The organism is Paenibacillus glycinis, from assembly GCF_009909185.1.
Taxonomy (GTDB): domain Bacteria; phylum Bacillota; class Bacilli; order Paenibacillales; family Paenibacillaceae; genus Paenibacillus_Z; species Paenibacillus_Z glycinis.
In genome coordinates this window covers 38,092-64,112 of sequence record NZ_JAAAMV010000007.1, presented here as the reverse complement: position 1 = coordinate 64,112, position 26,021 = coordinate 38,092, and the positions used below count along the sequence as shown (strand labels likewise).

At 62.0% G+C, this 26,021-nt stretch carries 20 protein-coding genes and 1 pseudogene; 14 read left to right on the top strand and 7 right to left on the bottom strand.

All coding sequences use genetic code 11. From position 1 onward, the window contains the following. Positions 1-107: 107 nt before the first annotated feature. Positions 108-1,031 carry an ABC transporter permease gene (locus GT019_RS11515; RefSeq protein ID WP_161743299.1) on the top strand — a complete coding sequence of 308 codons (924 nt, stop codon included), beginning with the start codon at positions 108-110 and terminating at the stop codon, positions 1,029-1,031. Further along, entirely contained in the window at positions 1,031-1,825 is a 795-nt protein-coding gene (locus GT019_RS11510; protein WP_161743298.1) for an ABC transporter ATP-binding protein, read from the top strand. The genes GT019_RS11515 and GT019_RS11510 overlap by 1 nt, the downstream gene beginning before the upstream one ends. A gap of 95 nt (positions 1,826-1,920) precedes the next feature. On the opposite strand, the gene GT019_RS11505 is transcribed toward GT019_RS11510, so the two are convergent. The 3 genes from GT019_RS11505 to GT019_RS11495 form a co-directional block, all read right to left on the bottom strand. Continuing rightward, positions 1,921-2,754: a hypothetical protein gene (locus GT019_RS11505; protein WP_235947777.1), complete on the bottom strand. Its 834-nt coding sequence runs from the start codon at positions 2,752-2,754 to the stop codon at positions 1,921-1,923. 475 nt (positions 2,755-3,229) lie between these two features. After that, complete coding sequence (locus GT019_RS11500; protein WP_161743296.1) at positions 3,230-4,858, bottom strand: sensor histidine kinase; 1,629 nt, start codon at positions 4,856-4,858, stop codon at positions 3,230-3,232. Then, the gene (locus GT019_RS11495) at positions 4,855-5,541 is read right to left on the bottom strand and encodes a response regulator transcription factor (RefSeq protein ID WP_161743295.1); all 687 of its coding nucleotides are present in this window, start codon (positions 5,539-5,541) and stop codon (positions 4,855-4,857) included. The genes GT019_RS11500 and GT019_RS11495 overlap by 4 nt, the downstream gene beginning before the upstream one ends. 441 nt (positions 5,542-5,982) lie before the next feature. Between GT019_RS11495 and GT019_RS11490 the strand changes: the two genes are divergently transcribed. The 5 genes from GT019_RS11490 to GT019_RS11470 all read left to right on the top strand — a co-directional run bounded on the left by GT019_RS11490 (position 5,983) and on the right by GT019_RS11470 (position 11,586). Then, positions 5,983-8,391: an ArnT family glycosyltransferase gene (locus GT019_RS11490; protein WP_161743294.1), complete on the top strand. Its 2,409-nt coding sequence runs from the start codon at positions 5,983-5,985 to the stop codon at positions 8,389-8,391. 12 nt (positions 8,392-8,403) lie between these two features. Beyond that, positions 8,404-9,396 carry a glycosyltransferase family 2 protein gene (locus tag GT019_RS11485; RefSeq protein ID WP_161743293.1) on the top strand — a complete coding sequence of 331 codons (993 nt, stop codon included), beginning with the start codon at positions 8,404-8,406 and terminating at the stop codon, positions 9,394-9,396. Next, positions 9,393-9,809, top strand: a complete 417-nt coding sequence (locus GT019_RS11480; RefSeq protein WP_161743292.1) for a GtrA family protein — start codon at positions 9,393-9,395, stop codon at positions 9,807-9,809. Before GT019_RS11485 ends, GT019_RS11480 begins: the two co-directional genes overlap by 4 nt. After that, positions 9,796-10,683 carry a UTP--glucose-1-phosphate uridylyltransferase GalU gene (gene galU / locus GT019_RS11475; protein ID WP_161743291.1) on the top strand — a complete coding sequence of 296 codons (888 nt, stop codon included), beginning with the start codon at positions 9,796-9,798 and terminating at the stop codon, positions 10,681-10,683. The genes GT019_RS11480 and galU overlap by 14 nt, the downstream gene beginning before the upstream one ends. Positions 10,684-10,794: 111 nt before the next feature. Next, the gene (locus tag GT019_RS11470; protein ID WP_161743290.1) at positions 10,795-11,586 is read left to right on the top strand and encodes a phytanoyl-CoA dioxygenase family protein; all 792 of its coding nucleotides are present in this window, start codon (positions 10,795-10,797) and stop codon (positions 11,584-11,586) included. A 189-nt stretch (positions 11,587-11,775) separates the two neighbouring features. Here the strand turns inward: GT019_RS11470 and GT019_RS11465 are convergent, their stop codons facing one another. Beyond that, a complete protein-coding gene (locus GT019_RS11465; RefSeq protein WP_161743289.1) occupies positions 11,776-12,336 on the bottom strand; it encodes a GNAT family N-acetyltransferase in 561 nt (186 codons plus the stop codon). A gap of 200 nt (positions 12,337-12,536) precedes the next feature. On the opposite strand from GT019_RS11465, the gene GT019_RS11460 reads away from it, so the two are divergent. Further along, complete coding sequence (locus GT019_RS11460) at positions 12,537-12,884, top strand: DUF805 domain-containing protein (protein WP_161743288.1); 348 nt, start codon at positions 12,537-12,539, stop codon at positions 12,882-12,884. A gap of 117 nt (positions 12,885-13,001) precedes the next feature. Here the strand turns inward: GT019_RS11460 and GT019_RS11455 are convergent, their stop codons facing one another. After that, a complete protein-coding gene (locus tag GT019_RS11455; protein WP_161743287.1) occupies positions 13,002-13,889 on the bottom strand; it encodes an alpha/beta fold hydrolase in 888 nt (295 codons plus the stop codon). Between the two features lie 431 nt (positions 13,890-14,320). Between GT019_RS11455 and GT019_RS11450 the strand changes: the two genes are divergently transcribed. After that, positions 14,321-15,655 (top strand): arsenic transporter, encoded by a 1,335-nt coding sequence (locus GT019_RS11450; protein ID WP_161743286.1) that lies wholly within the window; start codon positions 14,321-14,323, stop codon positions 15,653-15,655. A gap of 412 nt (positions 15,656-16,067) precedes the next feature. Here GT019_RS11450 and GT019_RS11445 read toward each other — a convergent pair. Continuing rightward, a pseudogene (locus tag GT019_RS11445) lies at positions 16,068-16,241 on the bottom strand (small acid-soluble spore protein H); the annotation flags it as partial. Positions 16,242-16,514: 273 nt separating this feature from the next. Between GT019_RS11445 and GT019_RS11440 the strand changes: the two are divergent. The 3 genes from GT019_RS11440 (at position 16,515) to GT019_RS11430 (ending at position 20,567) form a co-directional block, all read left to right on the top strand. Next, positions 16,515-17,069, top strand: a complete 555-nt coding sequence (locus tag GT019_RS11440) for a glycerol-3-phosphate responsive antiterminator (protein WP_201755351.1) — start codon at positions 16,515-16,517, stop codon at positions 17,067-17,069. A gap of 66 nt (positions 17,070-17,135) precedes the next feature. Next, positions 17,136-18,623, top strand: coding sequence for a glycerol kinase GlpK (glpK, locus tag GT019_RS11435; RefSeq protein ID WP_161743284.1), 1,488 nt, complete (start codon positions 17,136-17,138; stop codon positions 18,621-18,623). A 240-nt stretch (positions 18,624-18,863) separates the two neighbouring features. Further along, complete coding sequence (locus GT019_RS11430; RefSeq protein ID WP_161743465.1) at positions 18,864-20,567, top strand: glycerol-3-phosphate dehydrogenase/oxidase; 1,704 nt, start codon at positions 18,864-18,866, stop codon at positions 20,565-20,567. Positions 20,568-20,766: 199 nt separating this feature from the next. On the opposite strand, the gene GT019_RS11425 is transcribed toward GT019_RS11430, so the two are convergent. Then, positions 20,767-24,462, bottom strand: coding sequence for a chemotaxis protein CheB (locus tag GT019_RS11425; protein WP_235947745.1), 3,696 nt, complete (start codon positions 24,460-24,462; stop codon positions 20,767-20,769). A 234-nt stretch (positions 24,463-24,696) separates the two neighbouring features. Between GT019_RS11425 and GT019_RS11420 the strand changes: the two genes are divergently transcribed. After that, a complete protein-coding gene (locus GT019_RS11420) occupies positions 24,697-25,362 on the top strand; it encodes a cobalamin B12-binding domain-containing protein (RefSeq protein WP_161743283.1) in 666 nt (221 codons plus the stop codon). Continuing rightward, positions 25,359-25,919, top strand: coding sequence for a hypothetical protein (locus tag GT019_RS11415; protein ID WP_161743282.1), 561 nt, complete (start codon positions 25,359-25,361; stop codon positions 25,917-25,919). Before GT019_RS11420 ends, GT019_RS11415 begins: the two co-directional genes overlap by 4 nt. Positions 25,920-26,021: the final 102 nt, after the last annotated feature.

Here is a 26,021-nt window from a genome sequence, read left to right as displayed (position 1 = left end):
CGATTCCAGTCGCTCGCTCCGTTTTTCATTTCGGGCGAACGCGTTCGAAGCGCGCGATATGGCACGCGGCGACGATCGCGGAAGCTTACGCTTAGGAGGCTGCTGACGTGCTGGAATCCATGGTAGGAGCGGTTGAGCTCGGTCTGCTTTACGCCTTGATGGCGCTCGGCGTGTACATCACGTTCCGGATACTCGATTTTCCCGATCTGACCGTCGACGGCAGTTTCACGACGGGCGGCGCCGTCGCGGCGATCATGATCACGCACGGTTCGAGCCCGCTGCTGGCAACGATTTGCGCCTTCCTCTGCGGTTTGGCCGCGGGGGCATGCACGGGGCTCCTTCATGCGAAAGGCAAAATCAACGGCCTTCTGGCCGGCATTCTCATGATGATCACGCTCTATTCCATTAACCTGCGCATCATGGGCAAGCCGAATGTTTCGCTCTTGAACACGGATACGGTGTTATCGGCCATCGCGGATAACGAATGGGCGTACGTTCCGGTGCTGCTCGCGCTGGCGCTGGCCGTCAAGCTGGCGCTCGATTGGTTCCTGCACACCGATGCCGGCATGGCGCTTCGGGCAACCGGCGACAACGCGCGCATGATCCGCAGCTTCGGCGCCAACACCGACACGACCAAGATCATCGGCGTGAGTCTCTCCAACGGCCTCGTCGCCTTGTCCGGCGCGCTGATCGCGCAGGACTCGGGCTTCGCGGACATTTCCGCGGGCGTCGGCACGATCGTCCTGGGGTTGGCGTCGGTCATCATCGGCGAAGCGATCTTCGGATCGCGCAACGTGTTTCGAGCCACGCTGGCGGCGCTTCTGGGCGCGGTCGCCTATCGGATCATTTATTCGCTGGCGCTTCGCGTCGAGCTGCTGGACGCGTCCGATTTGAAAATGATGACCGCCCTTATCGTCGTGGCCGCGCTCGTGGTCCCCACCTTGCGTCGGTCGATGAAGCAGAAGGCGTTGGCGCGCAAGCGCACGCAGGAGCTGGCAGGGGCATCAAGCAATCGGGGAGGCCGATCGTAATGCTGGACCTTGTTCAGGTATCGAAGTTGTTCAATCCGGGGACGCCGGATGAGAAGATCGCGCTCATGAACATTCGGCTGAAGCTCGAACCCGGCGATTTCGTTACGGTCATCGGCAGTAACGGAGCGGGGAAATCGACGCTGATGAACGTCATCTCCGGCGTGATGAAGCCGGATATCGGCGAGGTGCGCATCGGCGGCCAAGCGATTCATCCGTTGCCGGAGCACGCGCGCAGCCGTTGGATCGGACGGGTGTTCCAGGATCCGATGGCGGGCACGGCGCCGGCGATGTCAATCGAGGAAAACCTGGCTATGGCGTATGCGCGCGGCAAGAAGCGCGGACTCGGCCGGGGCGTGAACGCGTCTCGGCGCGAACTGTTCCGCGCACGGCTGCAGCGCCTGGGCATCGGGCTGGAAGCGCGGCTGAAGGCGAAAGTAGGCCTGTTGTCCGGCGGCGAGCGGCAGGCGCTCAGTCTGCTGATGGCGACGTTCACGCAGCCGCAGATCCTGCTGCTGGACGAGCATACGGCTGCGCTTGACCCGGCCCGCGCGGAACTCATTACGACCTTGACGGAGGAGATCGTCCGCGAGATGAAGCTGACGACGCTCATGGTCACGCATAACATGGAGCAGGCGATCCGTCTAGGCAACCGCTTGATCATGATGGACAAGGGCCGCATCATTCTGGACATCCCGGAATCGCGCAAGCGCACGCTGACCGTCGCGCAGCTGTTAGGCGAATTCGAGCGGATCAGCGGCCAGCGGCTGTCCGACGATCGGATCGTCCTCGGCTGAGCATAGTCGGGCAGGAGAAGGCAATGCGCCTTCTCCTGTTTTTTAATAAGGACGGGACGACCGACGGCATCGGGAACGATCGGAGCGATTTCGTCTTACATCCCTTGCGGGTCGGAACGGCGGGCGCTTCCCGCGGTCGGAACCTTCAAGGCGGCCCGCAGGGCCCCGACGCCTGAAGCGAATGAAATCAGGAAGCACCCGGCGGCGGCAAGCGGAAGCGCGGACCACGCAAGAACGGAATGTCCCAGGTACGTCTGCCAACCGATCGCGAGCAAGCCGAGCAGGAACGAGATGCCCGTGATATGGATGAAGGCGCGGGACGTCTTGCCGTTCCGCGACGCGCGGGCCGTCAGCCAGGCGACGATCGGCATGACCTGGAGGGCATGGAAGCCGAGACCGTGCAGCCAAATAATGTTCCCGTCGGTGCCGACGATGCGTCCCTGATTCATCGAGATCCAGATCCCGGCCGAAAACGAGACTACGACGGCGACCATGGCATAACGGATTCCGACGGAGAGCTCGGGATGGAGGCGGGATGCTTTCGGACGAAAATACTGACTTGCCAGGAATAAATAGTACAGAACCAGGAACAGGGCAACAAACGTGAAAATATTGCCGACCGCCTCGTCAAACGATGTGCCGCCGTCGACGAATCGCGGATTGACGCCCCGGAAGTTTTGCACGGTTTCCGCGAAGTACGAATAGAGGGCCAGGGCGATATACGACCAGCGAAAGACGGCTCTTGCCTTTGCCCCCATCCTGGAGAACGGGACGATGGCTGCCGTCGACAGCAGGAACAATCCCAGCGCGGCATCGAAAGAGAAGGCATGCGAGACGTCGCCGTCCGGTCCGACCGGACCCCCATACAGCATCCACCAAACCCCGCATAGCCCTGCAAGCAGGAAACCGAGCAAGCCGGTCAGCACCATCCATTTCTCGCCCGCAAAAAAACCGACCTTCTCCGAAGCATCCTTGTTATGAGCCGATTCAAACCTCGGTACGCTTACAACGTTCACTTTGGTTCACTCCTTTGTTTATCGCGTTCCTTGCCTTCTATCGTAGCTCGGAAAATTTTGGAAAAACACATACGGGAGGCTGAACGCGAATTCGGACATTGGTCGGGGGAAGACCCGGTCCATGATCGGGTCATATCGGGGCAATGCGCCTGAAAGACTTGAGAAGCGATGCTGACGCGGATCCATGCTTATGCGGAAGAGGCGGGGAGGTCCGGAGACGGTCGACGGAGATTTGGAAGCGAGGTCGATTATGCATAACAAAAACAGCGGTAGTCCCTGGACGATATTCGTCCAGGACTATCGCTGTTTCGTGTTCGCGTTATCTAAAAGGCCCAGCCGGGCGGCTTGTCTTTCGACCGCAGTCCCGGCCGAGCAGGCAGCATGCGCATCACATCGGCAGCCGTACCGTAAACGCGCTGCCTTCGCCAAGCCTGCTCGTCACGGAGACGGAGCCCCCGTGGGATTCCGCGATGGCCCGCGTGATCGCGAGTCCGAGCCCGGAGCCGCCGTACTTGCGGGCGCGCGAGGCATCGCCGCGATAGAACCGCTCGAACAGATGGGGCAGCTGCGCGTCGTCGATGCCAGGGCCGTTATCGCGCACGGTCAGCTCGGCGAAGGCGCGCGCGCCATCGCCGATGCCGCGAACCGCCATCAGCAGGACCGCGATGGCGCCGGTGCCGGAATCCGTATGCTGCACGGCGTTCTGGAACAGGTTCAGCAGCACCTGCTTGATCTTGTCGCCGTCGCCGTTCACCCGGATGCCGTCGGTCAATTCCAGCGAGACGGACCGGTCAACGGCAAGCAGGCGGAGCTGCGGCTCCATGCCGCGGACGAGCCCGTCCAGGGAGAGCTCCGCCAGCTTGAGCTGCGGCGCGCGGTCGAGCTTCGCGAGCGTGAGCAGGTCCTCGACCAGCTTGTTGATCCTTCGCGACTCGCCGTGCATGCTGCGAAGCGCGGCCTGCAGCTGCTCCGGATTGGACGCCGCCGCTCCGCGCAGCAGCACCTCGAGAAACCCGTGGATGGAGGTGAGCGGGGTGCGCAGCTCGTGCGAGGCGTCCGCGATGAAGCGCCGCATCGCCTCCGTCGCTTCCTGCTCGGCGCGGAACGACGCATCGAGCCGTTCCAGCATGCCGTTGAAGCTCGCGGACAGGCGGTCGATCTCGATCTGGCCCTGATGCTCCGGCAGGCGCTGCTCCAAATTGCCGGCATCCGTGCCCTTGACGGCTTCCGCCATGCGGGACAGCGGCACGAGCGTCCGGCGCAGCACCGGCATGTAGAGCGCCAGGCCGGCGGCGAGCGCGAGCGCGGACAAGCTGGCGAAGATGAGCAGCTGCCGCGTCATCACGTCCGTCAGCTGCGACGTCTCCGCGCCCATCTGGAGAAGGCCGGGCGGACGGTCCGGCGGGCCCGCCGGCAGGAATACGACGATCTGCCGGACGCCTCGGGCATCCTCGAGCAGCGAATAGTCGTTTCGCGGCTTCAGGCCTCTGTCGGCTGCCAGCTCCCGAATCTTGCCGAGATATTCGACTTGGGTCAACTGCGGCGAAGGCACGCTGTACGCGCCGGACAAATCCGTGAAGGCGCCGTCCGCGCCGACGTAAGCCAAGGACGTTCCCGGCGCGAACAGGAACGGCGCGTTCCTGCCCCCGGGTCCGCCTCCCCCTCCGGGCCCTTTGCCATTGCCCGCTGCGCCGTTATGGCCGCCTCCGGGATTCTGCCCGTTCCCGGGGCCGGCGGCCGGCTGCTCGTCCCGGGTTCCCGGGACGCTGCCCTCGTTGGCGGCATCGACGAACCAGCCCATCGGAATCGTCATCAGCTGCGAGCGCAGCGCGTCGGCTTTGCTCCGGTAAAGCGAGTCCTTCATGAGCCAATTTTGCATGAAGCCGATCAGGATCAGCAGCGCGGCCATGAGCAGCAGGGTACGCGCCAGCAGCTGTCCGCTGAGCGAGCCGGGAAAGAGCCAGCGGAGCGGCCCGCGCCTGTTATCGCTGCTCGGCGACGACGGCGCCGCCGTCATGGCAGATCCACCCGGTAGCCGGCGCCGCGCAGCGTACGGATCAGCCGGTGCTCCTTGTCCCCCAGCTTGTCCCGCAGGGAGCGAATATACACCTCGACGATGTTTTCTTCGCCTCCGAAATCGTACCCCCACACCTTGTCCAGAATGACCGCTTTGCTTTGCACCATGCCGTGATGCAGCACGAGGTACTTCAGCAGCTCGTATTCCGTGGGCGACAGCTCGAGCAGCCGGTCCTCGAGGCGGATCTCGCCTCTGCGGTCATCGATGCCGAACGGACCCAGCACCACTTCGCCCAGCAGATCCGGAAACTGGTTGCGCAGCCGCGCGCCGATCCGCGCCAGCAGCTCGTCGAAGCTGAACGGCTTCGCCATGTAATCGTCCGCGCCGAGCGTCAGTCCCTTGACCCGGTCGTCGATGTCGTCCTTGGCCGTCAGCATGATGACGGCGACCGCGTTGCCGCTCTCCTTCAGCATGCGGCACACGTGGTAGCCGTCCATGCCCGGCATCATGACGTCCAGCACGGCGACATGCGGGCGAAAATCCATCGCCAGGGCATAAGCGCTCATCCCGTCGGGCGCGGTACGCACCGTAAATCCTTCGCTTGCAAGCCCCATCTCCAGAAACTGCAGGATATGCGGCTCGTCGTCCGCCAGCAGTATGCGTATTTCCTTGGACGGCTTCATTCGGTCCACTCGCCTCCGATCGATCGGCATCCATGCCGCTCCGCCCGCGTTCAGCAAGCCTTCAGCAAGCCTTCAGCGGGCATTCAGCAAACATTCAGCCGGGGTTCATTTTCAGTTCAGATAGAAAACCCATCATAAGGACATAGCCGAAAGGGATTCGGTAATGCGAAGTTCCATGCGGTCAGTATGAGTCTGCACTCGCTGTTGTAATTGGATGCCTTGGTTTGAATAGAGATTTCAAGGTTGGAATCCATTTACAAAGGCGACCGTTATCACTGGTCCGACTTCATGCTGACTCTCCGGTCACGTCACCGAATCTCGTCTATGAAGGCAAGAAAGCAGAAGCAAGCAGGAATATGGTAACTTCTTTTCCTTGCAATGTAAAATGCCGCTTTCGCGGAGCGGCGGGGAGAAGGGTGAACAAGAGGAGTGGTTCGTCCCATGAAGGGATTCAAGCAGGTTAAGATCGATTTTTATTTGACGGCCGTCGCGGTCGTGTCCGTTTTTTTGAACGGCTACGGCATTTGGGAAGACAAGTACGCGAATGCCTATTACACGACGGCGGTCGCGAGCATGCTCCAGAGCTTCTCGAATTTTTTCTACGGGTCGCTCGACTCGGCTGGCTCCGTCACGGTGGATAAGCCGCCGCTGACGTTCTGGATTCAGGCGGCCTTCGCGTACGTATTCGGCGTGCACGGCTGGAGCGTCATATTGCCGCAGGCTTTGGCCGGCGTCGGCAGCGTGCTGCTGATTTATTTTATCCTCAAGCCTACGTTCGGCGTCAAGGCCGCGCGGATCGGCTCGCTCGTCCTGGCTTTGACGCCGGTGCTGCCGTCCGTCAGCCGGACGAACAACATCGACAGCATGCTGGTTTTCGCCCTGCTGGTCGGCACCTGGCTGCTCTTCAAAGGCATCCGCAACCACCGCGCGGGCACGGTCGTCGGCGCGTTCGCCATGATCGGCGTCGCGTTCAACATGAAGATGCTGCAAGCCTACATGGTTCTCCCGGCGTTCTACCTGTTCTATATCCTGGCGGCAAAAGCGAACTGGAAACGCAAGACGGCGGTGCTCGCCGGGGCAACGGCGCTGATGTTCCTTATATCAATCTCCTGGGCGGTCGTCGTCGATTCGATTCCTGCCGACAAGCGCCCCTATATCGGAAGCAGCGAAACCAATTCCGTCCTGAACCTGGCTTTCGGCTATAACGGCGTCTCCCGTTTGACGGGCGATCAAGCGCCGGGAGGCGGAGGCGGCATGGGAGGCGGACGAGGAAGCCGCGGCGACGGCGGAGCGTTCACGCAGCAAAACGGCGAGGCGGGAGCGGGTACGGACGATATCGCAAACGGCGCCAATTCAGTGCCGAACGGCGGCGGCCAAGCAACCGACGGCTCGGCGAACGGAACCGCGCCAAGCGGAGACGCGTCGGGCGCCGGGGCAAGCGGCGGAATGCCCGCTCAGGACGACGGCTCCGGCACGGCCGCCGCGGCCGGCGGCCTTCCGGGTCAAGACGGCGGCCTCGGCGGCTTCCAAGGCGGAGACGGTCCCGGCGGCGGAGGCGGGAACATGTTCGGCACCGGCAATCCGGGCCCGCTGCGGCTGTTCCAATCCGGCCTGTCCGGCCAGGCAAGCTGGATGATTCCGTTCGTCATGTTCGCCGGCGTCGTGCTGCTCTCGGGCTTCCGGTTCAAGAAGTCGTTCACGCCGAAGCACGAAGAAACGCTGTTCTGGCTCGCATGGCTCATCCCGGGCATGCTGTTTTTCAGCGTAGCGGGCTTCTTCCATCAGTACTACCTCATCATGCTCGCGGCGCCTATCGCGGCGATCGCGGGAGCGGGCTGGGTCGAATCGTGGAACGCCTACCGCGGCGGCAAAGGCTGGACCTCGTATCTGCTGCCGGTTGCCGTCACGGCGACGGCGGCGCTTCAATGGTATATCATGCAGCGCTTCGACGATACGATCGGCAAAGGCTGGTCCATCGGCGTCGCCGCGGCGGGCGTCCTCGCGACAATGGTGCTGTTCGCGTTCAAGAACGGCGGCGAGCCCGGGCCGGCTCGCCTCATCGGAACGGTCAGCCTGCTCGTCATGCTGATCGGCCCCGCCTACTGGTCGCTGACGCCGATTACGTACGGCCAGAGCAGCATGACGCCCATCGTCGGTCCGGACGGCGCGTCAAACGGCTTCGGCGGAGGCGGAGCTCCCGGCGGCTTTGGCATCGGCGGCATGCAGGGGCAATTCGGCCAGGCAGCCGGCGTTCCAGCGCAGAGCGGGCAGGACGCGCAGGACCAGGATGGTCAGGCGAGTGACGGCCAGGGGCAAAACGGTCTAGGCGCACCGGGTGCAGCCGGCCAAGTAGCCGGCCAAGTAGCCGGCGGCTCGGTGCCTGCTTTCGGCGGCGGAGGAGCAATGCCATTCGCGGGCGGCATGAACGGCGGCCCAGCGATCAACGAGCAAACGCTGAACTATCTGCGGGAGCACAACACGGGCGAGGAATACCTGTTCGCGACCTTCGACTACAACACGGCCGCGCCGTACATTATCGACGAGAACGAGAAAGTCGTTACGCTGGGCGGATTCTCCGGCTCCGATCCGGTCTATTCCGCGGAGAAGCTGCAGAAGCTCGTGGCGAGCGGCAAGCTGAAGTATTTCATGATCTCCGGCGGCGGTCGCGGCGGCAGGGGAGGCAGCTCCGAGCTGACGGTTTGGATCGCCGAGCATGGCACGGTCGTGCCGACGAGCGAATGGCAATCCGCCGCATCGACGGATTCGGCGACGGAAGGCGGGGGGCAGTTCGGCGGCAGGGGCATGAACGGCGGATCCACGCTTTACGAAGTGACCTTGGATCAGAATTAAGGAGGGATCGTCATGAGCAGAAAAATCACCTTCTCCATTATCGTCCCGATGTACAACGAAGAGGCCGTCATCCAGGAAACGTACCGGCGGCTGAAGAAGGTCATGAGCGCCGCGGGGCAGACCTACGAGCTGCTGTTCGTCAACGACGGCAGCAAGGACCGGAGCGCGGCCATCATCGAGGAATACGGTTATTGGGACGAGACGGTCAAGCTGATCGATTTCTCCCGCAACTTCGGCCACCAGATCGCCATCACGGCCGGCATGGATTACGCGTCCGGCGACGCGGTCATCATCATCGACGCGGATCTGCAGGACCCGCCGGAGCTCATTCTCGGCATGATCGAGCGGTGGCGCGAAGGCTACGAGGTCGTCTATGCCACGAGAGGCAAGCGCAACGGCGAGAGCCGCTTCAAGAAATGGTCGGCCAGTGCGTTCTACCGCATCCTGCGGGCTTCGACCGACATCGATATCCCCGTGGACACGGGCGATTTTCGCCTCATGGACCGCAAGGTCGTCGATCAGATGAACCGCCTGCCCGAGAACAACCGGTTCGTCCGCGGGCTCGTCAGCTGGGTTGGATTCCGCCAGACGTCCATCGTCTACGAACGGGACGAACGGTTGGCCGGGGAGACGAAGTACCCGCTGCGCAGAATGATCAAGCTTTGCCTCGACGGCATTACCTCCTTCTCCTACAAGCCGCTGAAGCTGGCGGGTTACATGGGGGCGGCGCTGTCGGGCATCGGGTTCCTGTTCCTGTTGTACGTGGTGTACCTGGCGGTCTTCACGCATGCCACGATGAAGGGTTGGCCGTCGCTTATGGGCATCATGCTGATTTTTAACGGATTTATCCTGATTATGCTCGGCATACTCGGCGAATACGTCGGGCGGATCTACGACGAGACGAAAGGACGTCCGCTGTACATCGTCCGCGACGTCCGCGGCCTCGCGGCCGGACTGGGAGAGAAGGCAGCGCTGCCCAGGACGGGCAGCGGCGGACAGCCATGAACGGCCGGCTGCTGAGGTTCGCCGCCGTCGGCCTGCTGAATACGGGCGCCGATCTGCTCGCGTTCGCGATGTTGACGGCTGCCGGCTGCTCCGTTGTGACGGCGCAAATCCTCGCATACGGCTGCGGGATGCTGAACAGCTACCTCCTGAACCGCAGCTGGACGTTCGGCTCCGGCGCCAGCCGCTATCGGGAGCTGCCGCGTTTCTTGCTGCTGAATTTGGCCGTGCTGGCCTTTGTCGCCTGGCTGCTCGAGCAGCTGCACGCGGGAGCGGGGCTGCCGCTCCTGCCGAGCAAGCTGCTGGCCACGGGAGCCGGCATGATCGTCAATTATGCGGGGAGCCGATGCTGGGTATTCGGCGCCGGCGATTACTCAACCCAAGCAAGGAGGAAGACCCGCCATGACCATTCGTAAAGCCGTTATTCCCGCCGCGGGCCTCGGAACCCGGTTCCTGCCCGCGACGAAGGCGCAGCCCAAGGAAATGCTGCCGATCGTCGATAAGCCGGCCATTCAATATATCGTGGAAGAAGCCGTGCAGAGCGGCATCGAAAGCATCATCATCGTCACGGGACGGGGCAAGAAGTCCATCGAGGATCATTTCGACAAGTCGGTCGAGCTGGAGCAGCTGCTCGCGGACAAAGGCAAGCTCGGCCAGCTGCGGGAGGTGCAGGCGATCAGCGACATGGCGAGCATCCATTTCATTCGGCAGAAGGAGCCGCTCGGCCTCGGGCATGCCATTCTGTGCGCGAAGCAGTTCATCGGCGACGAGCCGTTCGCCGTGCTGCTCGGCGACGACATCATGTTCTCGGAGCCGCCGGCGCTGGCGCAGCTTATCGACGTGCACGCGCGGACGCGGCGGCAGGTCGTCGGCGTCAGGGAAGTCGCCGCCGGCGAGGTCGGCAAATACGGCATCGTCAAGCCCGCGGCGGCGAAGGCGAACGGCGTCTATCGGGTGGAGGGCCTGGTCGAGAAGCCCGCCGTTCGGGAGGCGCCGTCCAACCTGGCAATCATGGGCCGCTATGTGCTGAAGCCCGGGATTTTCCCCGTGCTGGAACGGCTGGAGCGCGGAGCGGGAGGGGAATACCAGCTGACGGACGCGCTGGACGCGATGTGCGCGGAGGAAGAACTGCTCGCCTTGACGCTAGGCGGCAAGCGCTACGACATCGGCGACAAGATCGGCTACATGAAGGCCGTCATCGAGGTCGGCCTTCGCCGCGAGGAGATGCGGGACGTGCTGCTGCCGTACCTTCGCGAGGTGACGGACGAGCAGCGGGTCCTCGGAAGATAGCGGTTTCAATTTTGGCAGATCGTCCGTGTTTTTCCCCTTATCGTCCAAGATGGCCCGGGGTACCCGGGTGTAGAGTAAAGGTATCCGATACGAGAAGGGGAATGAGTACGCATGCTGAACGCAACCATCGAGCTTAGCGACGAGAAAGTGGCTTTTTACCGGGAAAACGGATTCGTGCAAATCGATAACGTCTTATCGCCGGAGGAGCTCGCGGAGCTTCGGGAATACATGGACGAGACGATGAACAATCAGGGCGGGCGCGGCCTCCAGACGGATCAGGCCGGCGGCGCCTATTATAAGGTATTGAATCAGCGGGTGAACACCTGGAGGGATCACGGCGGCATGGCGAAGTTCGTGCTCGGCGAGCGATTCGCGGATCTGGGCAAGCAGCTGACGGGCTTCGCGGGCATCCGTCTGTTCCACGATCATGCGCTGCTGAAGATGCCGGGCGATTCCAAAGTGACGCCGTGGCACCAGGATCGTCCGTACTGGCCGATGGCGGAGATGAAGGAGCAGAACGCCTTCTCGATCTGGATCGCGCTGGATGACGTCGACGAGCATAACGGCTGCATGATGTTCGTGCCGAAATCCCAGAAGGTCCGCAACCTCAAGGGCGTGAGCCTGGTCACGCCGGAGGATATCTTCGCGCAGGAGGGCGCCAAGGACCTGGACCGCAACACCGCCGTCATCTGCCGCATGAAAGCGGGCAGCTGCACGTTCCACGACGGGATGACGTTCCACTTCGCGCATGCGAACGCGACGGACAAACCGCGCCGGGCGCTGGCGATCATCTTCATGGAGGACGGGACGACCTACAGCGGAGACAATCACGTCATCACGGATGGGCTCGGGCTGGAACGCGGCGACAAGCTTGGCGGCGGCTTGATGCCGAAGCTGGCGTAACGGGCGAAAAGCCGGCTCTCCTAGCGTTTGCAGCGAGGCATTTGCAGATCGGGAATGCCGCCGAAGGCAGAGACGCGCGGGTTCGCATAACCATGAAAAGCCGGACGATCATGATGATCGGTCCGGCTTTTGCCGCTTTATCGGTTTGGGGCGGGCAAGGGCGAGCTTCGGACACCGCGTCTCGCCTGCCTACAGCCGCTTCACCATCCGGCGATAATCGCTGCCGCCGATGCGCAGCAAGCCGTCCTCCGCGTAACCGCGGCGCACATATATACCGTACGCCCGCTCGTTGTACGCTTCCACGATGAGCGACGTCCGGTCGAAGCCCAGCTCCCCCGCCCGCCGCTCCGCGGCCGCCATGAGCGCTTTCGCGATGCCCTGCCCGCGGTAGTCTTCGGCGACGGCAAGCGCGTCCAAATAGTATTCGCCGTCCCGCGCTTCCCGGACGATCTCGCGTTCGGCTTCCCCGAAGTCGCGCCGCATCCGTTCCAGGAACGGCTCGTCCAGCCGCTGCGCGTCGTTGCCGGAATAGGCGACGAGCATGCCCGCGACCCGGCCGTCGCGTTCATTGACGAGAACATGCTCGCGGCTGATCCGATTGCCGGGCTGCTTGTAGAAATCCGTCAAGCGCCTTGCCGCATCGGCGTCGTCCGAGGCGCCTGTGAGCAAATAAGCGATCGGGCCGATCGCTTCCTGCAGCAGCGGAATGACCGCCGGGGCATCGTCGTTCGTTGCGTATCGCGTGTCCATGCCTATCGTCCTCCATGCGGGCAAGTTCGCAGCCGACGCCGCGAATCTGAAAATCATGCCGCTATTATGGCTAAATCGGCGCGATCCCATTCGCAAGGCCGCGCAATATCCTCACGATAACCGAAACGCGGGGCATTGTCGACGCGGCCGCGCAATAGGCTAATAAGCGAGTACACTATGCCGGCCGGAGGGATGAGCCAATGGAATGGTACGTCAAAGTGCTGCAAAATTACGTCGGCTTCACGGGAAGGGCAAGGCGGAAAGAGTATTGGATGTACGTGCTCGTCAACTGCATCCTGTCCATCGCGCTGGCCATCGTGGATGGCATCCTCGGGCTCGACCGCGTGCTCGGCGCCTTGTATTCGCTGGCCGTGCTGCTGCCGTCGCTGGCCGTCATGGTTCGCCGTCTCCACGATACGGGACGTTCCGGCTGGTGGTATTTCATCATCCTGATTCCGATCGTCGGGGCGATCGTCCTCTTGGTGTTCGCCTGCTTGGAAGGCGATTCGGGGCACAACAAGTACGGGCCGGATCCGAAGAACGAGTGAACCGGGATCCGCGGCGCGCGGAAGCAAGCAAAATTCGGGAAATCAACGCAAAAAGGCGGAGCGGCCGATCGGGCCGTTCCGCCTTTTTGCTTATAAGCCGGCGTGCCAGGGGACGAATCAGTCCCGCGAAGCCATGTACAACAGCTCGGCGATTTTCTTCGGCTCCGTCTTGAAATACGTCATATGGTCGGCGTATCCCTTGATGAGCCGGAACTGGCCGAGCCGGCTCGACATATGCGGATGCCAGCCGTAGCCTTCGCCTTGCGGTAATACGTTGTCCACCGTCAGGTAGACGTAGCTCTTGGGCGTCGTCAAGCTGTAGAACTTCTTCAAATCCAGCTTCTCGAAGAGCGGGCCGCCCGGTTCGGGCTTGACGCCGGCATATAATTGCTGCGCCGTCTCGAGACTCGCCAGATTGACGAAGGCGTCGCGGAAGAACGGGAAGGGCAGCATGATCGTGTTGTTGCCCGACTGTTTCATCAGCTCGCTGAAGAAAGCCGCTCCTTGAGGAGGGAGTTCGTCGCTCAGGCTGCCGCCGTCCTTCAGGACGAAGCCGTCGATGAAGACGATCCGTTTCAGCCGGTCCGGCACGAGCCCGGCGGCCTTCTGCACGACGGAGCCTCCGAAGCTGTGCCCGACGAGCACGACGTCGTGCAGATCATGCGTTCGAATATAGTCCGCCACCGCTTGCGACATCATGGCATGAGTGGCGTTCGTATTGGCGAAGTCCGCGCCATGGCCGGGATATTCGGGCGCGTATACGGTATGGCCCTGCTTGCGCAGCTCGGCCGAGACGCCGTCCCAGAAGCTCGCATCGGCCCAAGAGCCATGGACGAGCACGAACGTAAGCGGCTGTTCTTTCTTGCGGTTCGCTTCGAGGCTATGATGCATCGCCCATTGCTGCGCCGGAGAGACGTAATAGAACGTCGGAGGATTGGCGCCGCCGTAGGAGCCATAATGGCCGTATGGGACTGGACCGTACGGACCGGACGAATAGTAATTCATGGTGTCGATGTTCCTTTCCTGATTGAATGATTTACTATACGCCCAGATGCGAAGGGGTGTTACCCGCCCGGCCGGTATTGTTGCCCGAAGCTCCGGCCATGCCCGCGGCTTCGGGCTTTTCGCGCGCTCGGACAGCGGCGGGAACGCGGCGCCGGCCGGCAAAGAATAGGCTTTCGTCCATTGCCTCCATACGTCACGACGGGATAAACGTCAACGCTTGATAGGAGATGGTTTTCATAGAGTTAGGTAGTTTGACCAGTACGAGCTATATGCCATGTACGTATAAATACAGTACATCCTTGCTGTTCTGCGCATCCCGCCCGAACGACTCTATGAAAACCGCGGCGTCGCCGCTTCGATTTTCGGCAGCATCGAAGGAAAGCGACCGGCAGCAACGGAGCAGCATTCCGACAAGAAAGAGAGGTTGAGTCATGCATGATTTAACGGTTATCACGACGATATGCGCGTTCCTGCTTACCCTCGGATTCATCTTCCTGCGCCCCGGCGTCAACGAAGCGATACCGGCGTCGATCGGCGCGTTGTTCGTGCTTCTAAGCGGCAGCGTCTCCTTGTCCGATCTCGGGACCATCACCGAAACGATCGGCGGCGCCGCCATCACGATCGTCGCCACCATCGTCATGGCGATCGTGCTGGAGAGCTTCGGGTTCTTCTACTGGGCGGCGGATATTTTGGCCAAAAAAGCGAAAGGCTCCGGCATCCGGCTGTTTTGGCTGACGAATTTGTTCTGCTTCCTCATGACGCTGTTCGTCAACAACGACGGAAGCATTCTCATCACGACGCCGATCCTGCTCATGCTGCTGAAGAACATGGGCCTCAAAAATCATCAGAAAATCCCGTATCTCATCTCCGGCGCGATCATCGCGACGGCTTCGAGCGCGCCGATCGGCGTCAGCAACATCGTCAATCTGATCGCGCTCAAGATCGTCCACATGAGCCTGTACATGCACACGGCGATGATGTTCGTTCCGGCATCGATCGGGCTGTGCCTGTTGGCGCTCATCCTGTACGCGATCTTCTATCGCGCGCTGCCCAAGAAGATCCCGATCGCGCTGCAGCAGGGCTTCATGCCGGGCAGCCACCCGCTCAAAGACGTCTATCAAAACGAGAACCGCAACAAATTCATGCGCAATGTGCTGATCTTCGTTTTCTGCGTTCGAATCAGCCTTTTCGCGGCTTCCTACATCGGATTTCCCGTCTCGATCATGGCGGTGATCGGGTCGGCCGCGCTGCTGGCATGGCGATGGATCTATTTGAAAATCACCCCGCTGGACATGCTGAAGAAAACGCCGTGGTATATTCTGATCTTCGCCTTCGGCATGTACGTCATCATCTATGGCCTCAACAACATCGGCCTGACGGATTATCTTATCCGGCTGCTGCAGCCGATCGTCTCCGGAGGCCTGCTGAACGCAAGCGTGCTGATGGGCGCGATGATCAGCGTGCTGTCCAATCTGTTCAACAATCATCCCGCGCTTATGGTCGGCACGCTGACGCTGACGCATATGGGACTGGATCCGCTGACGCTCAAGCTATCGTACCTCGCCAGCGTCATCGGAAGCGACATCGGTTCGCTGCTGCTGCCGATCGGCACGCTCGCCACGCTGATGTGGATGCACATCGTCCATAAAGGCGGCGTCAAAATCAGCTGGATGCATTATTTGCGGGTCACGATCATTGCGATTCCGATCACGGTCGTGTTCACCTTGGTCCTGCTTTCTTATTGGGTAACATGGCTTTTCTCCTAAAGCGAGGGAGCCGTTTTCGCGTTCGGCAAACAAAAAAAGGATCTTCAGCATCGAAGATCCGAATAAGAGAAGAAGCACATCACAGTTTATGACGCGCGGCCCGTATCCGTATGGGTCTTTGGCGAAAACGGGACGATCCGGCGCAATAGCGGTTGTTGCTTGGCATGCGCGATGGAAAAACGTGGACGCTGGCGCAAGAATGATACGCAATTGTAACGCAACTGCAATGCCGTTTTCAGGTTCTCTTAATCTTCGGTCCCTATAATAAGACTCAACCCCCTATTATATAGATTGACTTCAGACCCGCAGCCCGTTGCTGCGGGTCTTTTTTTTGCGATGCGGAACGTCCGCGCTACTGCCCTTGGTCAGGCGGGCACAGCATGTGGATGCCGTCCCCTTGGAACGGGGATGCCTCGACCAAAGTGCCCAAAGCGACGGTTTGCTCTTGGTCCGGCTGGTCCAGCGGATAGATGCGGGCCGTATCGTTCTCGGCGTCCACATGCTGAATGTAGACGGGGACGCCGTCGCAGGTGACGTCGGCCATGACGGGCGATTCCGCGATTTCTTGCGCGCGCTGCGGGTTCATGCTGATGCCTCCTCGTACGAATGTGTGGTCGCTTTCTTCATCAATATGCCGCTTTATCGGCGCGTTTTATTCATGCAGCGGCAAAAAGCCGGATATCCCGGCGGCAGGATGCGGATGGCGCCGCGGCCGAATTCCGGCCGGCGGGCGATTGTCAACGCGCGGGAAATCTGGCATATTGAAAGGATAACGGAGCCGTGCGCCAGCCGCGGGAAGCGAACGCGCGCGTCATAAGCCGCATGTGCGGCCAACCTCGGCGGAAAGGGGGCGGATGCCTTGCCATTGTTCCAATCGGGCAGGAAGGTGCTGCCGGCCGTACGCAAGCCGAAGGAAGTGGAAGCGCTTTTAACGGCTGCGTTTCCCGGATTCGTGCTGCTGGGCGGCCATGTGGGGCAGATCAAGCCGATCGTGGATCTGGCGCGGGCCCACGGGAAAGACGTGCTGCTGCATGCCGATCTGATCGACGGCCTCAAGAACGATGAATACGCGGCCGATTTTCTCTGTCAGAGCATCCGGCCCGCCGGGCTGATCTCGACGCGGGCTGGCGTCATCCAGCGAACGAAGCAAAACAAGCTGATCGCCATCCAGCGGCTGTTCCTGCTGGATTCCGATGCGCTGGAACGCAGCTACGCGCTGGTCGGCAAGACGCAGCCGGATTACGTCGAGGTACTGCCCGGCATCATGCCGGAAATCATCGCGGAAGTCAAGGAACGGACCGGCGTGCCCGTCATCGCGGGCGGCTTGATCCGGACGGAGGCGCATGTGCGCCAAGCGATCGAAGCCGGCGCGGCGGCGGTCACGACTTCTCGCCGCGAGCTATGGGAGCTGTAGCGCGCGAACGGACCGTGGCTCGCCGCCCGGCAACGGGTCATACGACTGCAGGGAGGGGATACACGCATGGACAACTATATGCTGGCGCTGGATCAAGGCACGACCAGCACGCGCGCGCTGCTCGTGGACCGCAAGGGCGCGATCTCGGGCATGGCGCAGCAGGAGCTGCCGCTCCGGTATCCGGGTTCCGGCTGGGTGGAGGCGGATGCGTCGTTTATCTGGCATTCGGCGCTAGGCGTGATTCGGCAGCTGCTGGCCGAGACGGGCGTCGGCGCGGAGCGGATCGCCGGACTCGGCATCACCAACCAGCGCGAGACGACGATCGTCTGGGACCGCGCGACGGGGGAGCCCGTCTATCCGGCGGTCGTCTGGCAATCCCGCCAATCCGCAGGCATCTGCGCGCGGCTTGCGGCGGAAGGCCATGAAGCGGCGGTCAGGGAGCGCACGGGACTGCGGATCGATCCGTATTTCTCGGGCACGAAGGTGGCCTGGATCCTGGAGAACGTACCCGGCGCCCGCGAACGGGCGGAAGCCGGCGAACTGCTCTTCGGCACCGTCGATACGTGGCTGATCTGGAAGCTGACGGGCGGCGAGGTGCACGTGACGGACGCGACGAACGCCTCGCGGACGCTCATGTACAACATTTACGAGCTGGCTTGGGACGACGGGCTGCTTGCGATGCTCGGCGTGCCGAAGGCGATGCTGCCGGAAGTGCGCTCCTCCTCGGAGGTGTACGGTCATACGGCTCCCGGCCTCTTCGGCGGTTATGCCGTTCCGATCGCCGGCGCCGCCGGGGACCAGCAGGCGGCGTTGTTCGGGCAGGCCTGCTTCGACAAGGGCAGCGTGAAGAACACGTACGGAACCGGCTGCTTCATGCTGATGAATACCGGCGGGCAGCCCGTGCCGTCCAAGAACGGGCTGCTGACGACGATCGCCTGGCAGACGGACGGACGGGTGGAATACGCCCTGGAAGGCAGCGTCTTCGTGGCGGGCGCCGCGATCCAGTGGCTGCGCGACGGCCTCGGCATGATCGCCTCGGCCGCGGAATCCGCGGAGATCGCGGCGCCTTCCGCGGACGGCGTATACGTGGTGCCCGCCTTCGTCGGACTCGGCACGCCCTATTGGAACAGCGACGTGCGAGGCGCGATGTTCGGGCTGACGCGCGCCACGAACAAGGCGCATCTCGTCCGGGCGGTGCTGGAGTCGCTGGCGTACCAGACGAAGGACGTGCTGACGGTCATGGAAGAGGAGTCGGGAATCGCGCTATGCGCGCTGTCCGTCGACGGCGGCGCGGTCGCCAACGATCCGCTGATGCAGTTCCAGAGCGACATGCTCGGCGTGCCGATCGAGCGGCCGGTCGTCAATGAATCGACGGCGCTCGGCGCGGCATACCTGGCGGGCCTGGCCGTCGGCTACTGGTCCGGACGCGAGGAAATCCGCGGCCTGCGGCAGGTCGACCGCCTGTTCGCGCCGGCGATGGAGGAGGCGCGGCGGACGCGGCTGTACGACGGCTGGCGGCGCGCGGTGAAAGCGGCCATGGCGTTTTGCGAATGAGCATGGTATAGTAGCGGTAAGTTAATAACGGTTGGAGACACGGAGAAACCACGAAGATTGTTGTTTTGGCACGCCCTTGCCGGCGGTCCGGAGCAGCGACTATTCGTGGTTTTTTTGCATCGGCCGGGGCGGTGCCGGGTAATACCAATCTAACGGCGCCGACCGTCGTCCATGCGCGGGCCGGAGGCCTCCGGCGTACATTGTGAAAAGGGAAAGGCAGGCGTGAAGTTCATGACAACCATGAAGAGGAACGGCCGATTCGGAGCGGAGGACCGGGGTTCCGTCTTGCAAGACATTCAGCGTAAGCCGCTTGATCTGCTCGTGATCGGCGGCGGCATCACGGGAGCGGGGATCGCGCTGGATGCGGCCGCGCGCGGCCTCAGGACGGCGGTCGTGGAGATGCAGGACTTCGCGGCGGGCACGTCGAGCCGCTCGACGAAGCTCGTGCACGGCGGCCTGCGGTATTTGAAGCAGCTCGAGGTCGGCGTCGTGGCGGAGGTCGGGAAGGAGCGGGCGATCGTGTACGAGAACGGCCCGCATGTGACGACGCCCGAATGGATGCTGCTGCCGCTCTATGCCGGCGGCAGCTTCGGCAAGCTCTCGACGAGCCTCGGCTTGCGCGTCTACGATTTCCTTGCCGGCGTGAAGCGCGGGGAACGGCGCGTCATGCTGAACGCGCGGCAGACGCTGGAGAAGGAGCCTTTGCTGAAACGGGAAGGCATGAAGGGCGGCGGCTATTACGTCGAATACCGGACCGACGACGCGCGGCTCACGATCGAAGTGATGAAGAAAGCGGTCGAGCACGGCGCCGATGCCGTCAACTATGCCCGGGTGGAGGAGCTTCGCTACGCGGAGGACGGGAAGCTGAACGGCGCGGTCGTCCGCGATCTGATCGGCGGCGGGGCGTATGCGGTCGCGGCCGACAAGATCGTCAACGCGACCGGGCCGTGGGTCGACCGTCTGCGCGAGATGGACGGCTCCAAGGAGGGCAAGACGCTGCGCCTGACGAAGGGCGTGCATCTCGTGTTCGACCAGTCGCGCTTCCCGCTGCGGCAGGCGGTGTATTTCGATACGCCGGACGGCCGGATGGTGTTCGCGATTCCGCGCGAGGGCAAGACGTATTTCGGCACGACGGACACGAATTACGCCGGCGATACCGAGCGGCCCGTCATGACCGCGGAAGACAGGACTTATCTGCTGGAGGCGGTCAATTTCATGTTTCCGGGTCTTGCGCTGACCGCGGCGGACGTGGAATCGAGCTGGGCCGGTTTGCGCCCGCTCATCCAGCAGGAAGGCAAGTCGCCCTCGGAGGTCTCGCGCCGGGACGAGATATTCGTCTCGCCGTCCGGACTGATCTCCATTGCCGGAGGCAAGCTGACGGGCTACCGCAAAATGGCGGAGACGGTCGTCGACAAGGTCTCCGAGCTTCTCGTGCAGGAAGGCAAGCGCAAGCTGCCCGCGAGCGGGACGAAGTCGATCCCGATGTCCGGCGGCGATCTCGGCGGCTCCCGCAACTATGAAGCGTACGTGCGCACGAAGACGGGCGAAGGCCAGCTCCGCGGCTTCTCCGCGGACGAAGCCGCGTTTCTGGCGCGGCGCTACGGCTCCAACGCGCCGCTGCTATTCGAGCTGGCGGAGACGACGAAGCCGTGGGCGGCGAAGCACGGGCTGCCGCTCGCGCTGGCCGTCCGGCTGCGGTACGCGATAGAGGCGGAGATGGCGGCGAAGCCCGCGGACTTCCTCGTTCGCCGGACCGGCGACCTGTTCTTCCGCATCGCGGAGGTGCGCAAATGGAAGGACGCCGTCATCGCCGCGATGGCGGAGCGGCTGCGGTGGACGGGGGAGCAGCGGGCGGCTTATGCCGCGGACATCGAGCGGAAGCTGAAGGAAGCGGTGGAGCCGCGGGAAGCTGCGGCCGCGGAGCCGGTCCGGGCGGCGGAATAAGCCGTCAGGCCGGCAGCGACTCGAAATCCCGTCCAAAACAAAGAGCCTCTAAACCGCTGCCAAAGCAGGGGATAGAGGCTCTTGGCTGATTCCTTCAGGCTTAGAGCGATACCGATATGCACCCGCGCGAAGGTATCCTCGCCGCGATTGAACGGCTTCGGGCGCCGCGCGGAAGCCATTCTCCGCCGCCCGTTTGACGTCAGTTGAGCAAGGCGGGAAGCTCGATGGTCACGGTCGTGCCGAAGCCTTCCTTGCTTTGAAAGGCGATGCTGCCCTGATGGTTCTCGATGATTTTGTGGCTGACCATGAGGCCGAGGCCGGTGCCTTTCTCTTTCGTCGAATAGAACGGCTCTCCGAGCTTGGCCAGCTTGCTCTCGGGGATGCCGGCGCCGTTGTCGATGAAGCGCACGATGATGCGGTTGTCCGCGCCGATCGCCGCCTGCACGTGGATGCGCCCGCCCTTTGGCATGGCCTCGATGGCATTCTTGAGCAGGTTGATGAACACCTGCTTGAGCTGATTCTCCACGCACAGCACGCGCAGACCCTCCTGCAGCTCGGAGTGCATCTCCACGCCGCCGAGGTTCGCTTGGGATTCGAGCAGCATCAGCACGTCCTGCACGATCGGCCCGAGCTCCTTGTTGGCGAAGTCCACGGCCTGCGGCTTGGCCAGCACGAGCAGCTCGCCGACGATTTGCTCGATGCGGTCGAGCTCGTCCAGCATGATGCCGATATAGGAGCTCTTGCTGTCGCCCGTATTGCTGATCAGCTTGGTGAAGCCCTTGAGCGCGGTCAGCGGATTGCGAATCTCGTGCGCGATGCCCGCCGCCATCTGGCCGACGGCCGACAGCATCTCCGTCTTGCGGAGCATCTCTTCCGCGTTCTTGCGCTCGCTGATGTTCTCGGACAGCTTGACGAAATGGATCAGTTGGCCGTGATCGTCCTTGATCGGGATGATTTTCACGGATTCCCAGTAGGTATTCCCGTTTTTGGCGCGGCTTTCGAGCTCGCCCGTCCATACTTTCCCGTTTCCGACGCTATTCAGGATCGCCTCGAACGACCGCTCGCCTTCCTCCCACCGGCTGAACGTCTGCATGTTCAGGCCGTAGGCCTCTTCCAGCAGGTACCCGGTCACCATCGTGAACTGCGGATTGACGTATTCGATCGTGCCGGCCGTGTCGGTCATCATCGTGATGCTGGGGCTTTGCTCGATCGCGTACGACAGCTTCAGCAGCTCTTCGTTCACGGTCTTCAGGTCCGTGATATCGACGAAGGTGAGCACGACGCCGCTGACGAAATTATCCTCCGTCCGATACGGCAATATCCGCATGCTGTACCAGGTGCCCTTGTGGCTTTGAATTTCCCGCTCGAGCGGGACGAGCGTCTGCAGGACGTTTCGGGCGTCGCTTACCAGCGCGTCGTCCTTGAAATGGTGGGAGATGTGGTCGATGGGCCGCCCGCAGTCCACATCCATCAGATTGATCTCCTTCGTGATGGCCGGCGTAAACCGGCGGATGCACATCCGCTTGTCGAGGAAGATCGTCCCGATCCGCGTGCTGACGAGAAAATTGTTCATGTCGTTGTTCAGATCGGTCAGCTCTTGAATCTTGAACTGGTACTCCGTGTTGACGGTGACCAGCTCCTCATTGACGGACTGGAGCTCTTCGTTCGCGCTCTGCAGCTCCTCGTTCGCCGCGACCAGCTCTTCGTTGGTGGATTGCAGCTCCTCGTTGGAGGTTTCCAGCTCTTCCACCGTCGCTTGAAGCGCTTCCTCGGTCCGCTGGAGCTCCTGTTCCAATTCGAAGATGCGGGTCTTGGCGTCGCGGTCGAGATCGGCCGACGCGAGCGTCTGCGCCGGCTTCCGCGCGGGCTGCTCGGGTTCTTCGAACAGCACGAGGATATGCTTGCCGAACGCGGCATTCTTGGCGGAGAACGGACGAAGCTTCAGGTCGACGGTCCGGTCGCCCCGGTTCGTGCGGATGGCAAGCGACCGGTAGACGACTTCCATGCGCTCCTTCCGGATCTTCTGCATGGCCGTGGAGATGGCGACCCCGAGGCTCGAGTCGACCATCTTGTACACGTTCAGGCTCGGCGTGCCGCTCGCCAGCAGCAAGTAATCGTTGATCGCGCCGTTCAGGTGCACGACTTCGTTATTCGTGTCGATCACCATGCTCGGCGCTAAGTGCTCGTCCGTCAGAATCGTTTGCAGGTCATCGGTTTGCCTACGGATCTTGTTCTCCTGGACGACGGCAGGGGGAAGCTGCAGCTTGGCCCGCGGGGATGTCTGGGCGTACTGCCCGGGCATGCCGAAGCCACGGGATTCGCCGGGCTGCTTCGCGCCCTTGTGGCTGAAAATATTCCAATGGCGGTCGAGCGGCTCGAACTGGTTCGTGAATTTGCCGATCGTCTCGCTCGGCCCGAGGAAGAGGAAGCCCTCCGGCGTCAGCGCGAAATGGAACAGCGACAGCACCTTGAATTGCATTTCCGGCTGCAGGTAGATGAGCATGTTCCTGCACGTGATCAAGTCCAGGTTGCTGAACGGCGGATCCTTGATGATGTTGTGCGGAGCGAAGACGATCATTTTCCGGATCTCCTTGGTCACCTGGAACATGCCGTCGTCCTTGATGAAGTAGCGCGCGATGTCGTCCTCCGACAGATGCGAGTTGATGCTCTCGGAATAGACGCCCTGGCTCGCGTATTCGATCGATTCCTTGTCCAGGTCCGTCGCGAAGATCTTGATCGTGTAGGGCACATCCATCCGATCGGCATGCCTGCGCATCAGGATGGCGATGGAGTACGCCTCCTCGCCCGTGGAACAGCCCGCGACCCAGACGCGGATTTCCCGGTTTTTGCCGTTGTTCGCGAAGATGCGGGGGAGCACTTTCTCGTCGAGGACCTTGAACGCTTCGGCGTCGCGGAAGAAATTCGTTACCCCGATGAGCAAATCCTTGCGCAGCGCATGCAGCTCCTCCGGCTGCTGGCCGAGAAACGCCAAATAATCGGAGATATCCGCCACGTTGTTCATGGCCATGCGGCGCTCGATCCGACGCAGGACGCTGTTGCGTTTGTAATAGGTGAAGTCAATGCCCGACGCTTGTTTGATTTTGTCAAGGATAAGCTGGATATATTGTTCGATCGTGATCGTCGCCGTCTTGAATTCCCTCTTTTCTTGGGTTTGAAATGTTTGGGCGTGCGCGATCAGCCTTTCCGCCATCAGCTGGGGCGCGAGCACGGCGTCGACGACGCCGGTCTGGCAGGCGCTGCTCGGCATGCCGTCGAATTTGGCCGAGAAGCCGTCCTGCGCGATAACGAGCCCGCCCGCTTCCTTGATCGCCAGAATTCCGCGCGAACCGTCGCTTCCGGCACCGGACAAAACAACGGCAACGGCCCGCGAACCGAAATCGGCCGCGAGCGAGCGGAAAAACATATCGATGGGCAGGCGAAGACCCGTTCTCGGGATGGAATCGGTCAATTGCAGGCGTCCGCCGGCGATCGTCATGTTTTTGCGGGGCGGGATCAGATAGACGCGGTTCGGCTCCACGTACATGTCATGCTCGACCTCGACGAGGAGCATGCGCGTATTTTTGCTCAAAATATGCGGCATTAAGCTCTTATAGTCCGGCGAGAGATGCTGGACCACGATGAACGCCATTCCGGAGTCCGGCGGCATCGGGTCGAAGAAGAGCTCCAAGGCTTCGAGCCCGCCGGCCGAAGCGCCGATTCCGACGATGCAATGCGGAGATTCCGGCCCGTTCGGCGGCATCCCCTTTCCGATTTCGTGTTCGGACATTTCCTGCTGAAGATTCTCGTCTCCGTGCATCCGTTCGTTCACCTCCGGATTTCCCGATCCGCCAGGAACGGGGGTTTGTCCCGTTATCGCGCGCGTTGTCGGCAGCAAGCATCCTCCCGCTGCCGGAACCCGCGGAACGAAAATGTGACCTGTGCATTCGACTCTAGCGACCGAGGGAAATATTTCCTTGCAAAAGAGAATCATTTCCATCATATAAGTAGTTCGGGAGTCTCGTCAAATTCGACAGCAGGAGACAATTCCGGCCTCTAGGCCGAAGCGCGAATGTGTACTACAATGGTCTACAAGCGTTTACGAATTCGACAAAGCTAAGAGGTGTTCGGCATGCAAATGGAAATCGAGTGGTTTGCGGAACAATTGATTAGCGGTTCGATAGAGTCATGTTGGGAAAAGCTGCTGCGGTTCATGGACGCCGGCGCGAACAGCCTGTTCATCTACGAGCAGGTGTTGACGTCCGCCATGCGATACATCGGTTCTTTGTGGGAGCAGAATCTGATTTCCGTAGCGGACGAGCACCTGGCTTCGGGTCTATGCGATATTTTGATTACCCGCTACGGGATGGCGGTGAATCAGGCGCCGGCCAACGGTTTGAAGGCGATGTTCCTGTGCGTGGAAGGGGAGACGCACGACCTGGGCTTGAAGATCGTCGGCGCGCTGTTCCGGGAGCACGGCTGGGACACCCGGAGCTACGGCGTAGGCCTGCCGCTCGAACTCGCGGTTGCGAGCGGGATGAATTGGCGGCCGGACGTGATCGGCCTATCCGTCTCGATGGCCGCTAATCTGCCGGCCGCGCGAACGTACGAAGAATCGCTCGCGGAGCTGTTTCACGGCCCGACGATCATGATCGGCGGACGGCAGGCGGGTGCGTACGCCGCCCTCCGGCAATCATCGGAGCGCTTGGTGCTCGCAACGAGCTTGCTGGACGTCGGCGAATGGCTGCGCGCCCGTCAAACGGACATGCCGCGGCGAAGGAGCGCGGGGAAGTCATGATGGCGGCGGACGATATGCCGGTGCCGTATTTCGAGATTGCGGCCGATTACCGCATCCGGGCCGTATCCGCAGCCGCGTCGGCGATCTTTCCGCCTGTACCCGACTGGCGGGAGTTGCTCGACGCCGGTTCGCGGGACAAAGCGGCCTCGCTCGTCGCGCCGAGCCATTCCGGCATGAAGGTGGAGCTGAACCTCCGCGCCGCGGGGCGCCCCGCGGCATTGTTCGACGTGTATCAAAGCTGGAGCGGGGACGGTACCGGCCATCTGGTTTGCATCGGCCGGCAGCATCGATTCGATGCCGCGTCCGAGCAATTGCGGCTGCTCCGCGAGACGCTGGAACGGGACGGCGAGGCGGGAGGCGGCCGGCGGGAGCCCGCCCGCCGGCCGGAGCCGATTGCCCGGCCCGAAGAACGCGACGTGCGCGCCGCGCTGGAGACGATCGGCGAGCTTGTCGAGCTGCTGCGTCCGAGCTTGACGGAGCTTCATAAAGCGGATTTCGCGGACAGCATTCAAGCGCACATCCGCCTTGCGCTCGAGGCCGCGGCGCCGGAAGGTTGACCGGGTACGCGATAACCATGCCTTGCATGGCAAAAAACCTTGCCGGGATTTCGGGCAAGGTTTTTTGCTCTTTCTTTTGTATAAAGCAAACAAAAATCACCG

Coding starts and splice junctions, on each gene's coding strand:
- GT019_RS11510 (WP_161743298.1), top strand. CDS start 1,031: ATGCTGGACCTTGTTCAGGTATCGAAGTTGTTCAATCCGGGGACGCCG.
- GT019_RS11505 (WP_235947777.1), bottom strand. CDS start 2,754: ATGGTGCTGACCGGCTTGCTCGGTTTCCTGCTTGCAGGGCTATGCGGG.
- GT019_RS11500 (WP_161743296.1), bottom strand. CDS start 4,858: ATGACGGCGGCGCCGTCGTCGCCGAGCAGCGATAACAGGCGCGGGCCG.
- GT019_RS11495 (WP_161743295.1), bottom strand. CDS start 5,541: ATGAAGCCGTCCAAGGAAATACGCATACTGCTGGCGGACGACGAGCCG.
- GT019_RS11490 (WP_161743294.1), top strand. CDS start 5,983: ATGAAGGGATTCAAGCAGGTTAAGATCGATTTTTATTTGACGGCCGTC.
- GT019_RS11485 (WP_161743293.1), top strand. CDS start 8,404: ATGAGCAGAAAAATCACCTTCTCCATTATCGTCCCGATGTACAACGAA.
- GT019_RS11480 (WP_161743292.1), top strand. CDS start 9,393: ATGAACGGCCGGCTGCTGAGGTTCGCCGCCGTCGGCCTGCTGAATACG.
- galU (WP_161743291.1), top strand. CDS start 9,796: ATGACCATTCGTAAAGCCGTTATTCCCGCCGCGGGCCTCGGAACCCGG.
- GT019_RS11470 (WP_161743290.1), top strand. CDS start 10,795: ATGCTGAACGCAACCATCGAGCTTAGCGACGAGAAAGTGGCTTTTTAC.
- GT019_RS11465 (WP_161743289.1), bottom strand. CDS start 12,336: ATGGACACGCGATACGCAACGAACGACGATGCCCCGGCGGTCATTCCG.
- GT019_RS11460 (WP_161743288.1), top strand. CDS start 12,537: ATGGAATGGTACGTCAAAGTGCTGCAAAATTACGTCGGCTTCACGGGA.
- GT019_RS11455 (WP_161743287.1), bottom strand. CDS start 13,889: ATGAATTACTATTCGTCCGGTCCGTACGGTCCAGTCCCATACGGCCAT.
- GT019_RS11450 (WP_161743286.1), top strand. CDS start 14,321: ATGCATGATTTAACGGTTATCACGACGATATGCGCGTTCCTGCTTACC.
- glpK (WP_161743284.1), top strand. CDS start 17,136: ATGGACAACTATATGCTGGCGCTGGATCAAGGCACGACCAGCACGCGC.
- GT019_RS11430 (WP_161743465.1), top strand. CDS start 18,864: ATGAAGAGGAACGGCCGATTCGGAGCGGAGGACCGGGGTTCCGTCTTG.
- GT019_RS11420 (WP_161743283.1), top strand. CDS start 24,697: ATGCAAATGGAAATCGAGTGGTTTGCGGAACAATTGATTAGCGGTTCG.
- GT019_RS11415 (WP_161743282.1), top strand. CDS start 25,359: ATGATGGCGGCGGACGATATGCCGGTGCCGTATTTCGAGATTGCGGCC.